Here is a 12,721-nt window from a genome sequence, read left to right as displayed (position 1 = left end):
GAAGGGTCTCGTCATGCATATTCATAAATTAGAAAAATATTGGCTTACGTTTGGTATTATCTTACTTGCAGTTTTCTTGACTGTTCTAGGGGTATCTGCCTTCGCAGCGGGAAATCAACCTGCATCGGATGCGGATTTGATCGACCCGGCAAAAGTGAATCAGACGGCTCCGTTTGATCAACCGGGACTTCATCAAATTGGCGAGAATGAATACGAGCTCGTCATGATTGCACAAGCATTTACCTTTACACCAGGGAATGTCGAAATTCCAAAAGGTGCAAAAGTGACGTTCCTCGTGACGTCACCGGACGTCGTTCACGGATTTCAGTTGACAGGTACACCGGTCAATATGATGGTCGTCCCTGGACATATCAACTCATTGACGTACACGTTTGAGGAAGCTGGAGAATTTTTGATTCTTTGTAACGAATATTGTGGAACAGGACATCACATGATGTCGACTAAAATCAAGGTGGTGGAGTAAATGAACGATGTATCATCTAAACTGAAGCAATGGGAGATGGAGCGTGGAGTTCCGGTTCCGAGTATTGGAGCGAAAGAAGCGCGTCTTGCTTACGGTCACGTTCTTGTATCGATTCTCGCTGTCTTGATTGGTGCGTTGGCTGGTTTGATGCAGACGTTAATTCGGACCGGTGTCATTCCTGAAATTTTTGGATATTATCAGTTACTAACAGCTCACGGAATCATGCTCGGTATCGTCTTCACAACGATGTTCATCATCGGTCTATTATATGCGCTACTTGCGAAGTCATTCGGTCGCTTTGAATCGTTCCCGACCCGTGTCGCTTGGCTCGGTTTTTGGACGATGATTATCGGTGCTGTCATGATCACTGTGATGATTCTTGCTAATAAAGGGACTGTACTTTATACATTTTATGCACCGCTCATGGCAGATCCGCTCTTCTATGTCGGACTCGTCCTGTTCGTAGTCGGAACGTGGTTCTCCTCGTTCGCGATGTTCCGGATGTATGCAGATTACAAACGTGATAACCCAGGGGTTCATCCACCACTCCCGGCTTACATGAGTATTATGACGATGCTACTTTGGGTCATCGCGACACTCGGTGTCGCAGCGACGATTTTATTCCAACTCCTCCCGCTCTCACTCGGGTGGAAAGATACAGTCGGTATTGAATTATCCCGTACATTATTCTGGTACTTCGGGCACCCGCTCGTGTATTTCTGGCTCATGCCGGCATATATTGTGTGGTATACGGTCGTACCGAAAGTAATCGGCGGAAAAATCTTCTCTGATGCGTTGGCGCGAATGGCATTCTTGTTATTCTTACTCTTCTCATTCCCGGTCGGATTCCACCATCAATTGACAGAGCCAGGGATTGAACCGTTCTGGAAGTTCGTTCAAGTTATCTTGACGTTCTTAGTTGTCATTCCTTCGTTTATGACGGCGTTCTCGCTCTTTGCGACGTTCGAACTTCGTGGACGTGCGCTTGGTGCAAAAGGGTTGTTCGGCTGGGTGAAGAAAATGCCATATGGCGATGTTCGTTTCCTTGCACCATTCGTCGGGATGTTGTTCTTCATTCCTGCCGGCGCAGGTGGGATCATCAACGCTTCGCACCAATTGAACGCGATGGTCCACAATACACTTTGGGTCACAGGACACTTCCACATCACCGTCGGAACGGCTGTTGCCTTGACGTTCTTCGGAACGGCATACTGGCTCGTACCAGTCCTTCGTGGTCGCACGTTGACGAAGGCGATGAACAAACTTGGTTTGATTCAAGCAGGAACGTGGGCGTTCGGTATGGCCATCATGTCGTATGCGATGCATATCTCAGGGTTGAATGGGAACCCACGTCGTACGGGTCCGGCAACTTATTTCTCAGATGCGTTGACACGTGAATGGATTCCATATCACGTCATGATGGCAATCGGGGGAACAATTTTGTTCATCTCTGTTCTCATCTTCGTCTACTCGATGTTCAACTTGTCATTCCTCGCACCGAAAGGCGAAGAAGAATTCCCGCTCGCTGAGACAGAGGAAGCAGCGATGGATACACCACGTTATTTCGAGAATTGGAAACTATGGATCACCGTGACATTCGTCTTGATCGCATTTGCATACACCGTTCCAATCTGGCACTTGATTGAGAGTGCGCCTCCTGGAGCGCGTGGTTGGGTACTCTGGTAAACTAAAGTCAGCTCATACGTGAGCTGACTTTTTTGTGTGGGGAGGAACGGTATGAACACATTAGAAGTCATCCATGCAGCACGTTCGATGCACTTAGGGAATCGACCGTTTGTCGTAGCGATTGATGGACTGAGCGGAGCGGGCAAAACGACGCGCGTTTCACATTTGAGCAATGAGCCGAGTGTTTATGTTCTTCACATCGATGACTATATCGTCGAACGTGCAAAGCGCTATGAGACCGGACAGTCTGAACCGACCGAGTATTATGCTCTACAATGGGACGTATCGCGTCTTGAGTGTGAACTGTTTCGTCCATTAAGGAATGGGATTACCGAACTAAAATTACCTCGTTACGTGTATGAACGAGATGTCATCGCAGAAGAGAAGATTGATGTGTCATCTGCTCATACAGTCGTCATAGAGGGGATTTTTTTGCAGCGACCGGAATGGCGTCCTTATTTCGATTATGTGATTTATCTCGACTGCCCACGCGAGGTTCGTTATGAGCGAGTATTGAACCGTGATACATACCTCGGCGATCCGGCGAAAAGACTTGCGAAATATAAGCGCCGGTACTGGCCCGGGGAAGATCTGTATCTTCAACAAATCGATCCGAAAAGAGGGGCGGATATCATACTCTGACTGAACATTTCAACATCTGACGCACGTGTCAGATGTTTTTTATTTGGAGAAAAATTGAAAAAATGATTGACGCAGAAGTGTATTAAACTAATAATACAGTTAGAAAGTGTATTAACCATGTCATACACTTAGAAAGGTGATGAACATGCAATTCAATACGAGGGCACCGGTTTATCTACAGGTCGTCGACTACTTCAAGAAGAAGATGGCACTCGGTGAACTGAGAGCCGGGGATGAGATGCCATCCCGACGAGAACTAGCAAACGATTTAAAAATTAATCCGAACACGGTTCAAAAAGCGTTTAAGGAAATGGAGGACCAACAATTGATTACGACCGAACGAAATCGACCGAGTCGCGTGACGACAGACGACGCCATCTTGAAACACATTCGTTCTGAGATTGTAGATGACGCGGTCGCTGTATTTGTGGAAGCGATTCAAGAACTCGACGTCTCGGTGGACGAGCTGGTCGAGAAGATTAAACGACAGTACAAGGAGGGAATATACGATGATCGAAGTGTTGGGAGTTAAGAAGCGCTATCGCAAAAAACAAGTCATTGAAGACGTTTCGTTCACAGCGAACAAAGGAGAAATCACGTGCCTCATCGGACTGAACGGTACAGGGAAATCGACGTTATTGAAAGGCATCATGGGATTGACACCTTTTGATAAAGGTTCGGTATTGATTGATGAAAAACCGATCGATTTGAATCGTGTCGCTTTCGTCGCAGACCATGCGATGTTCCCGATTCACTTTACAATCGAGCAATGTGAGGCGTTCATGAAAGACTTTTATCCGACATTTGATTCGGCATTATTTGCTCGTCTCGTCGAAGACTTTAAATTGTTCCCGGAGGATAAGTTAAGCGAGTTATCGAAAGGGACGCTCGCCAAAGCGAACCTCGCACTCGGCATTGCCCAAGACCCGGATTATTTATTACTCGATGAACCGTTCTCAGGAATCGATGTCTTTTCGAAAGAACAGATTGTCGAACTGTTTTCGAGTGAGGTCATGGAGAATCGTGGCGTGCTCATTACGACACACGAGATTGAAGATATCGAGTACTTGATCGACAAGGCGGTCATGTTGAATAACGGACGCATCGTCCGTGAGTTTGATGTCGAAGATGTCCGTTTCATTCATGGGAAGTCCATCGTCGATGTGATGAGAGAGGAGTACGGGGCATGAATCTATTGAAACTATTGAGTTGGGAAGTCGAGCGTGTCACAAAACCGTTCTTGATGTTAGTCACCGGTCTCCTCGTCGTCCAGTTTGGATATCTCGGCTACTTTTTATGGGGCGAGACGAATTTTTATGAACAGTTACGTCGTGCAGGAGATGCAGACTATCAAATGTCATTTGCGGACTATCTTGGTGGTACGCCTTATCTCTTGTCACTCGGGATTGCCGTTGCTGCCGTGTTACTGTACAGCGTATGGATTTGGTATCGCGATTTTCAAGGACGAGGGACGTTCATGATGCGACTCCTCACAATGCCACTAAAACGAATGACCATTTTTTTCGCCAAACTCGCTACCATATTAATGATGACGTTCGGGTTGTTCGCTGTCGAATGGATTGCCCTTAAGTTGCAATACATAGCGTTTACAAGTTGGTTCGAAGATAAGATGATTCCGATGCAAGGGTCATTTGAACAAGCACTATCGTACCAGGCAATACTGTCTATGATGTATCCTTCTTCACTCGTTAATTTTGTCATTCATCAATTGATGATCACGATCGCTGTGCTCTTCATCTTCGCATTTGTGTTGATTGAACGAAGTTTCTGGCAACGGACGTTGTGGTCACCGGTACTTAGCTTATCGATTCTAGTTGTCATCTTAACTATTCCGATTTTAGGCTACGCGTTCTTGGATAATTACCTGATTTATGATGAGACGATTGTATATGTCGGTGTGGTGTTGATAGCATGGGCAGGTGTGACGATTTGGCTAGGCGGACGATTTTTACAGACGAAACTGAATGTTTGAGGTGAGAAAATGAAACGAATGTGGAATGTGGCCGCTCTTGGTGCGGTCATCGTGATTGGACTTGGGACGTTTGCTGTTGATGCGACGGAAACGAAAGCAGAATGGGCGTTAGACATCAATTCGAATCCATCTGTTTGGACAGACGCAGTGGTTGAGATCAGTTATAGCATAGAGGACAGTGTAGAAGAGCGGTTTGAAGTGACGACTGATGAGAGTCGCATCACGTCAAATTTGAATTATATTGCTGAGGCGCTACGGTATCATGAACGTTTAAATGAGGGAGAACGCCCGGTTCATCGACAAATGAACGGAATGACATATGCCCAATCGATTCAAACAGAAGAGGGATATATCGGGGTCGGTCAGGATGGAATGAAAGAGCTCATCGTATTTGAACAAGTAGAAGGAAAAGAGCTATCGACTTATACGTTCGATGCCGAGGAACGTCAAATTTATGAGATCATGACAGGGTGGTGGGCAGGTATCTTTATTAAGGACGGCCAGTTAAATTTGATCTATCGGGACGGATATGGCGAGGTAAAAAAAACGATGCTCGCCACGTTCAACCAGACGATGAATGATGTGACCGTCAAAGAATTGAGTATGGACAAAGGATTTATCACCGGTGTCATGCATACGAATCGATTTTATGCTACTGATGTAGATACTCGGCTGACAGAAACACGTTACGTTCCAGTCAGTGTTAGTTCTCACGAAGTCATCCGAGAAGGGGAAGAGGACATCCATGTTGAGGACGCGATGCCAGGACTATTCGCTTACGATACAAAAACGGGGAAAGTTGTTCAATTGGTTGAAGGCCAAGGCTTTTGGGATCATACAGTGTCAGGCCACAACCTGATCGCATTAAATGAAGACGGCGAGGAAGTCGTCATCGACTTGAACACCGGGAAACAAACGACTCGGATAGTTCTCGACTCGGTGGATCATGCCTCTTACGTAAATGGTCGCCTGTACCAAACGCGCCAAGCGAAGGACGGTGTCGTTATCGATGTATACGAGGATAGGAGACAAATCTCAAGCGCGGCAATCACGCCTGAAAATGAAGAAGCGCGTGACATGCTCAAACAGATTGACGTATATGTCAGATAAAAATATGCAAAGATGGGGTCCACCCGAAGCGTGAGTCAGCGTCATTACTAGTGATGACCGCTACGATAACGTTTCTTCACTGCTATAACGGGGAGGATGCCTCATCAACATTCTGAGCGGACAAGTTTGTCCGCTTTTTTTATTTTTTACATTTCTAAATATAGACATATGTCTTACTCCTTAGAACATCTTTTCCGGGCTTACATTCCAAATTTTAGTATGTTAATTTTGCGAGTGAATGGGAGGTCATATATATGAAAAATTCGACTAAAGAGTGGATTTACATCCTACTCCTCGCAGCCATTACCGTTATACACTTTTTTGTGGATGGATTGTCTGAGAATAGTAAAGCGGTTATAACCATTGCGATTTTTCTAATCGCTGCAGTGCTTAAATTTGGAGTGAAAACGAAGGAGGAGAGATAAATTGTCCATAAAATCAAAAATTGTATCAGTTATGATGGCAATGGTACTTGTTTTGTCTGCCTCACTCATACCAGTAGGTTCAGCTAACGCTGCTGATGGTTTGGATGAGCAGGATTTACAGTTAATTGAGATCCTAACTGCAATCGAGAATATGCCGGATGAAGTGATTATGCAAGGCGAGGAAGCCATTAAAACATACCTTGAGAATGAAGTGAGTTTCCCACTCGGTTTAGATGAGGGACAAGGTTTATCGGATGTTCGAATGGCTAGTATAGGTTCAATTGCAGGTTGTGTAGGGGCCGTCGGAACTGCAATTGTCGTCAATTTTACTCCAGCTAAAATCCTCAAAATTAAGTCTGCCTTGAAATCTGTCGGTGGCGCCACTAAGTTTGTTAAAGCAATCAAACCATACTATAAGATGTCACGAGAGGATAAATTAAGTAAGACAGCGTCACTTAAACAAGCTGTCCGACTCGCCGCTAAAGATGCAGGACCAGATGCGCGCGAAGCCTTGCTAGATCTCTTCGGTGTTTCATCTGTGATTGGATCATGTTCAGCAGCCTTTGGGAAATAAAACAGACCCCGATTGATTTCGGAGTCTCATAAAATCTGAGCGGGTCTTGGCATACCCGCTCTTTGTATTAGTGTTGGAATACTGAACTTGCACCCATAAGTATAGTGAGGCGATGATTGCATACAAATCCGGCCCCTTTACTTAGTCGGTTTCGGGATGATGACGCCTTCTTCTAAATCAAGTAACAAGTCGATCAGTTCCGCACAGAACTCTGGGAACTGCTCCAAAAAGGCACCGGGACCCACTTCATCCGTAAAGTCGATATATAGATCGACAACATTACCAGACATTTTCGCGGGTAAGGCGAGGAACGCCGAACCGAAGCGCCAGCTGCCTCGGATATCGAGTAACTTCCCGAGGACGAGGTCGCCGGTCTCACGTTCTTCCGGTAACTGAACAGCATATGTCTCTTTTGACTCCCAGTCTTTTAACTGACCGTCTTCGGTCACTTCAAAAATGCTGCAACGCGGGACAGCAAGTCCACGAAGTGCGTGATAGAGGGCAGGTGACATGTCGCCCTTATGGTCAGTCAAATAGCGACCGTGGGGCGTCATACCGTCCTCGTCCGTCTCAAAGAAGACGGCCCAGTCGATGAAGAGGTCACGGAAGAGCTCAGCGTCTTTTAAATGCCAAGTCCCTTCCGACGCGATCTCTTGAATATAGTTCGTCCACTGTGTGCTTCGCGCAAGAGCCGCTTGCTCATATAACTTTTTCAGTTCGGCAAGCAATTCGGACTCTTCGACGAGCAAAGGGAAGGGAATTACTTTCCGGTCTTTTTTCATCGGCGCGGTCCTCGCTTGTTCTCAGGACGTTTGACGACAGGAGGCTTCTCCTCAATCCGTTTCTCAATCACGTCGCCACGATAAATCTCAAGTTCTTTTAACTCGACACCGAGCTGACGTGCGAATGATTTCAAGTGTGGGAGATCGTCTGTCGTCACAAGGGAAAGGACGGTTCCGGCTGCGCTACCGCGAGCGGTACGGCCTGAACGGTGAATGAAGTCGTCGATTGATTCCGGTAAGTCGAAATGGACGACATGTGTCACATCCTCAATATCGAGGCCGCGTGCCGCGAGGCCGGTCGTGATGAGGAGCGGGTATTCCCCTTTACGGAATTCACGGAGCGTCTCGACGCGTTCACGTTTTCCTTTCAAGCTGTCGAGCATCCGATAGTTCACTTTCAACTTCTCTAATTCTCCTCGAAGAGGTGGCAAGAACGAACGGTTGTTGATGAAGGCGAGTGCCTTCACGCCATCGACGTGTGAAAGACGGCGAAGGAGTTCTGGTTTGTAGCGACGCGTCGTCAACAGATAGCCGTATGTCACTTGATCGCTGACAGCACGTTCGATTTTGATATGAGCCGGCTCGTTCATGAATGGTGATGACCACTCTTTGAGTGAATCGGTGAGTGTTGCCGAGACGAGTGCAAGCTGACGCTCATGCGCAGTATGCTTGATGATTCGTTCTGCGGCCTCTGTCAAACCGCTGTCGATGATTTGGTCGGCTTCATCTAAAATAACGGTATGTGTCTCGTGAAGCTTCAGTTTTTTCTTGTCAATCAACTCGACGAGACGACCCGGTGTCCCGACAATCAAATGCGGCTTTTTCTTGATCCGGTCGATTTGGCGTTTCAATTCGACACCGCCGATGAATGAACCGATGCGGACGTCGCCTTTTTCAGTGAAGCGCTGTGCGACTTGTTGAATCTGCATGACAAGTTCACGAGTCGGGGCGACGATGACGACTTGGATACGATCGTTCGACGGATCAATCTTTTCAATCGCGGGAAGTAAATAGGCGAGCGTCTTACCCGTTCCCGTCGGTGCTTCGATTGTCACGTCTTTTCCATCTAATAGTAGGGGAAACGCTTCTTTTTGGACCGGCATCGGCTCGTTAAAGCCCATCCGTTCCCACGTTTCGTTAATAAAAGGTTTTGTAAAATTCATAATCGGTCTCCTTATCTTTAGGCAAAAACAAAGGAAGCGAAAGCGCTCCCTCGTCAAATATAGCGAACATGCTCCTGACCATCTTCCATTGAAGAACGTAACGTCTGTGTAAACGTTTGACCGTCCTCAATGAGTTGGATGTGGGCATCCGCACCTTCTTCTGTCAATTTAACTTGTTCAATCGTGAATCCTTGATAGACACGATACTGTAACTCGGTCGTCATTTGCTCGAACGGTTTCAGTTCCGGGTGTGTCGTGATGACATTCATTGGACGCGACTCAAGTGCAGCGAGTAGTTGGTCGCGATAATCGATAAAATCTTCATTTTCGATGTCATCGTCAAAGCGAATCCAGAACCCTCCATCTTCAAATTCTGTGATAAATCCGTCACGCTTTTCACCTGCCTCGTCGACCTTCAATGAGATACGATCGCCGACTTGAAAGGTATTGTTTGTTGTTAATGGTTCGTACGTCATAAGTAGAACCCCTTCCTCTTATACAATGTTCTGCCTTCATTGTGTCTGATACGACACGAAAATTCAAGTTCTAACCGAGTGATGTGAGTTAAATCACTCTAAAAACTGTATAGTTAGTCACAGAACAATCAAAATAGTACAGATGAAATTGAAACCCTATCTAACAGGGACTCATCTGTTTCAAACTTTATGAAGTAAGGAATATAACAGTTTGTGAAACGCTTTCAAAAACGGCTGTTTTATCACGTTCATAAGATTGTTACAAGTTTCACAATAATGTAAAACATATTGTTCACGTTTTCACGTACACTTCAAGTATAGATAGCAGGCAGTTACTTTCGAGAATGAGGAGTGAATCAACATGGCAACCGAAATCAAATCCGCATGGTCAGGTTTTGTACCTGGTCAATGGACGAATGAAGTAAACGTCAGTGAGTTTATCCGTTTGAACCGTCATGAATACACAGGGAACGATACGTTCTTAGCAGGTCCGACAGAAGCGACGAACGTTCTGTGGAATCGTGTGATGGAACTTACAAAAGAAGAACGTGAACGTGGAGGCGTCTGGGACGTCGATCAACACACACCATCGACGATTGTGTCGCATGGACCAGGCTACTTAAACAAAGAGTTAGAAAAAGTCGTCGGCGTTCAAACGGATGAACCGTTCAAACGTTCGATTCACCCGAATGGCGGTATTCGTATGGTTGATGCCGCACTCGAATCATATGGTTTCGAACCAGATGAAGAAATCACAAAAATTTACTCAGAAATCCGTAAAACACATAACCAAGGTGTCTTCGATGCCTATACGCCTGAGATGCGGGCCGCTCGTAAGTCGGGGATTATCACAGGTCTTCCGGATGCTTACGGTCGTGGACGCATCATCGGGGACTATCGTCGCGTCGCTCTCTATGGGATTGACTTCTTGATGGCAGAACGTAAAAAAGATTTGGCAAAACGCGGCGGATTCTTATCTGAATCGGACATCCGCGAGCGGGAAGAGCTGAATGAACAACTTCGTGCCCTCCAAGAGCTCAAGCAACTCGGGTCGGCTTATGGATTTGACCTTGGTCGTCCTGCGGAAAACACGCAAGAAGCGTATCAATGGGTGTACTTGGCCTATCTCGCAGCCATCAAAGAACAAAATGGTGCGGCGATGTCACTCGGTCGCGTCTCCACGTTCCTTGATGTGTACGCAGAGCGTGATATCGAGTCTGGTCGTTTGACCGAATCAGATGTCCAAGAAATCGTCGACCACTTTATCATGAAGCTTCGGATCGTCAAATTCTTACGGACACCGGACTATAACGAATTATTCTCAGGTGACCCAACATGGGTAACAGAATCAATCGGTGGGATGAGTGAAGATGGTCGCTCGAACGTCACGAAGAGCTCGTTCCGATTCTTGCATTCACTCACAAACCTTGGACCAGCTCCGGAACCGAACTTGACTGTCCTTTGGTCAACGAAACTTCCAGAAGGGTTTAAACAATACTGTGCGAAAATGTCGATTGAAACGTCGGCCATTCAATACGAAAACGATGACTTGATGATGCCACAATTCGGCGACGACTACGGCATCGCATGTTGTGTATCACCGATGAAGATCGGGAAACAAATGCAGTTCTTCGGTGCGCGTGCCAACATGGCAAAAGCCCTTCTTTATAGCATGAACGGCGGACGCGATGAGAAGAACGGCGCTCAAATTGCCCCGGTTTGGGAAATGAACACAGAAGATGTACTCACGTACGAAAAAGTATATGCCGATTTCGACCGTACACTCGACTGGTTGGCAGAACTATACGTCAACACACTCAACGTCATTCACTTCATGCATGACAAATATGCATATGAACGAATCGAAATGGCGCTTCACGATCCAGAAATCTTACGGACGATGGCTTGTGGAATCGCTGGTCTCTCGGTAACGGCCGACAGTCTCTCGGCAATCAAATACGCGAACGTTAAACCGGTCCGTAACGAAGAAGGAATCATCATCGACTTCGAAACAGAAGGAGACTTCCCGAAATTCGGAAACAATGATGACCGTGTCGATGCGATCGCTGTCGAACTCGTCGAGTCATTCATGGAAAAAGTACGGAAACATAAAACATACCGTGACGCGCTTCACACACAATCGGTACTCACGATCACATCAAACGTCGTCTACGGTAAGAAAACTGGGAACACGCCAGACGGTCGTCGTGCTGGTGAACCGTTTGCTCCAGGAGCAAACCCAATGCATGGACGAGATACTAAAGGTGCGGCTGCATCACTTTCATCAGTCGCGAAACTTCCGTTTGAGCACGCACAGGATGGAATCTCGTACACATTCTCAATCGTACCGAAAGCACTCGGAAAAGAAGAAATCGCACGTGAACTCAACTTGGCGGCACTTCTCGACGGTTATATGAGTGGAGAGCATAAGGGACATCATTTGAACGTCAACGTCTTCAACCGTGAAACACTCCTTGATGCGATGGAACATCCAGAAGAGTATCCACAGCTCACAATCCGCGTATCTGGATATGCAGTCAACTTCATCAAATTGACGCGTGAGCAACAGATTGATGTAATCAACCGTACGTTCCACGGTTCGTTGTAAATAAAGGCTTAGCGGCCTTCGTTAGGAAGGTCGCTCATTCGTTAGGAGGTCATTTCGATGACAATGGGATATGTACACTCGGTCGAATCATTCGGAACAGTTGACGGCCCTGGTATTCGCTTCATCGTCTTTTTACAAGGTTGTGCGTTACGTTGCCTGTATTGCCATAATGCGGACACGTGGGATTTCAAAAAGAATAATCACCGCTCGGCTGAAGACGTCATTCAAGAGGCGCTCAGCTACCGTCCGTTCATGGAAGCATCGAATGGTGGCATCACCATCTCTGGTGGCGATCCACTCGCGCAACCCGAATTTTTAGAGGCGCTACTACGTGAAGCGAAAAAGCACGGGCTCCATACGACGCTCGATACGTCCGGTGCGCTCCGTCCTCCTAATTTGGATGCGATTTTAGATCATACCGATCTTGTCTTGCTCGATATCAAGCATATCGATGACGATATGTGTAAAAAGCTAACGGGTCGTAGCAATGCCAACACGCTCGCGCTTGCCGAACATCTTTCCGAGCGCGGAACAAAAATGTGGATTCGCCACGTCCTCGTTCCTGGGTGGACGCTTGAAGAAGGTGCGCTTCGTCGCACCGCCGCGTTCATTCAGAAGCTAGACCATGTCGAGAAAGTCGAAATCTTGCCGTATCATGAAATGGGCGTCTACAAATGGGAGGCGCTTGGATTAGATTATCCGCTTAAAGGAACGAAACCTCCGACATCAGATGAAGTCGAGTGGGCGGAAGGAATTTTGCAGGGAACTGTATAAAACA

13 protein-coding genes are annotated in these 12,721 nt (G+C 46.7%); 10 read left to right on the top strand and 3 right to left on the bottom strand.

Annotated elements, in window-relative coordinates:
• The first annotated feature begins 13 nt into the window (after positions 1–13).
• From P400_RS0113960 to P400_RS0113920, 8 genes are all read left to right on the top strand, one after another.
• Positions 14–484 (top strand): cytochrome c oxidase subunit II, encoded by a 471-nt coding sequence (locus P400_RS0113960; RefSeq protein WP_026826780.1) that lies wholly within the window; start codon positions 14–16, stop codon positions 482–484.
• Positions 485–2,170 carry a b(o/a)3-type cytochrome-c oxidase subunit 1 gene (locus P400_RS0113955; RefSeq protein ID WP_034771235.1) on the top strand — a complete coding sequence of 562 codons (1,686 nt, stop codon included), beginning with the start codon at positions 485–487 and terminating at the stop codon, positions 2,168–2,170.
• 51 nt (positions 2,171–2,221) lie between these two features.
• Positions 2,222–2,812 (top strand): kinase, encoded by a 591-nt coding sequence (locus tag P400_RS0113950; protein WP_026826778.1) that lies wholly within the window; start codon positions 2,222–2,224, stop codon positions 2,810–2,812.
• 139 nt (positions 2,813–2,951) lie between these two features.
• Positions 2,952–3,344 carry a GntR family transcriptional regulator gene (locus P400_RS0113945; protein WP_026826777.1) on the top strand — a complete coding sequence of 131 codons (393 nt, stop codon included), beginning with the start codon at positions 2,952–2,954 and terminating at the stop codon, positions 3,342–3,344.
• A complete protein-coding gene (locus P400_RS0113940; RefSeq protein ID WP_026826776.1) occupies positions 3,322–4,002 on the top strand; it encodes an ATP-binding cassette domain-containing protein in 681 nt (226 codons plus the stop codon). Before P400_RS0113945 ends, P400_RS0113940 begins: the two co-directional genes overlap by 23 nt.
• The gene (locus tag P400_RS0113935; RefSeq protein WP_026826775.1) at positions 3,999–4,805 is read left to right on the top strand and encodes a hypothetical protein; all 807 of its coding nucleotides are present in this window, start codon (positions 3,999–4,001) and stop codon (positions 4,803–4,805) included. The genes P400_RS0113940 and P400_RS0113935 overlap by 4 nt, the downstream gene beginning before the upstream one ends.
• Positions 4,806–4,814: 9 nt before the next feature.
• Entirely contained in the window at positions 4,815–5,915 is a 1,101-nt protein-coding gene (locus tag P400_RS0113930; RefSeq protein ID WP_026826774.1) for a hypothetical protein, read from the top strand.
• Between the two features lie 426 nt (positions 5,916–6,341).
• Entirely contained in the window at positions 6,342–6,914 is a 573-nt protein-coding gene (locus P400_RS0113920; RefSeq protein ID WP_026826773.1) for a hypothetical protein, read from the top strand.
• Between the two features lie 137 nt (positions 6,915–7,051).
• On the opposite strand, the gene P400_RS0113915 is transcribed toward P400_RS0113920, so the two are convergent.
• Genes P400_RS0113915 through P400_RS0113905 form a run of 3 tightly spaced genes read right to left on the bottom strand, consistent with a single transcriptional unit; the run spans position 7,052 to position 9,335 of the window.
• A complete protein-coding gene (locus tag P400_RS0113915; protein WP_026826772.1) occupies positions 7,052–7,696 on the bottom strand; it encodes a hypothetical protein in 645 nt (214 codons plus the stop codon).
• Positions 7,693–8,859 (bottom strand): DEAD/DEAH box helicase, encoded by a 1,167-nt coding sequence (locus P400_RS0113910; RefSeq protein WP_034771232.1) that lies wholly within the window; start codon positions 8,857–8,859, stop codon positions 7,693–7,695. Before P400_RS0113910 ends, P400_RS0113915 begins: the two co-directional genes overlap by 4 nt.
• 53 nt (positions 8,860–8,912) lie before the next feature.
• Positions 8,913–9,335, bottom strand: coding sequence for a hypothetical protein (locus P400_RS0113905; protein ID WP_026826770.1), 423 nt, complete (start codon positions 9,333–9,335; stop codon positions 8,913–8,915).
• A gap of 373 nt (positions 9,336–9,708) precedes the next feature.
• Between P400_RS0113905 and pflB the strand changes: the two genes are divergently transcribed.
• Together pflB and pflA are read left to right on the top strand one after the other, a co-directional pair.
• On the top strand, positions 9,709–11,943 hold the full coding sequence (gene pflB / locus P400_RS0113900) for a formate C-acetyltransferase (RefSeq protein WP_026826769.1): 2,235 nt from the start codon (positions 9,709–9,711) through the stop codon (positions 11,941–11,943).
• Between the two features lie 57 nt (positions 11,944–12,000).
• Entirely contained in the window at positions 12,001–12,717 is a 717-nt protein-coding gene (gene pflA / locus P400_RS0113895) for a pyruvate formate-lyase-activating protein (protein ID WP_026826768.1), read from the top strand.
• Positions 12,718–12,721: the final 4 nt, after the last annotated feature.

This window comes from Exiguobacterium marinum DSM 16307, assembly GCF_000620845.1.
In the GTDB taxonomy this organism is placed as follows: Bacteria; Bacillota; Bacilli; order Exiguobacteriales; family Exiguobacteriaceae; genus Exiguobacterium; species Exiguobacterium marinum.
Note: the sequence above shows the minus strand (reverse complement) of the source record. Positions and strands in the feature narration are given on the sequence as shown.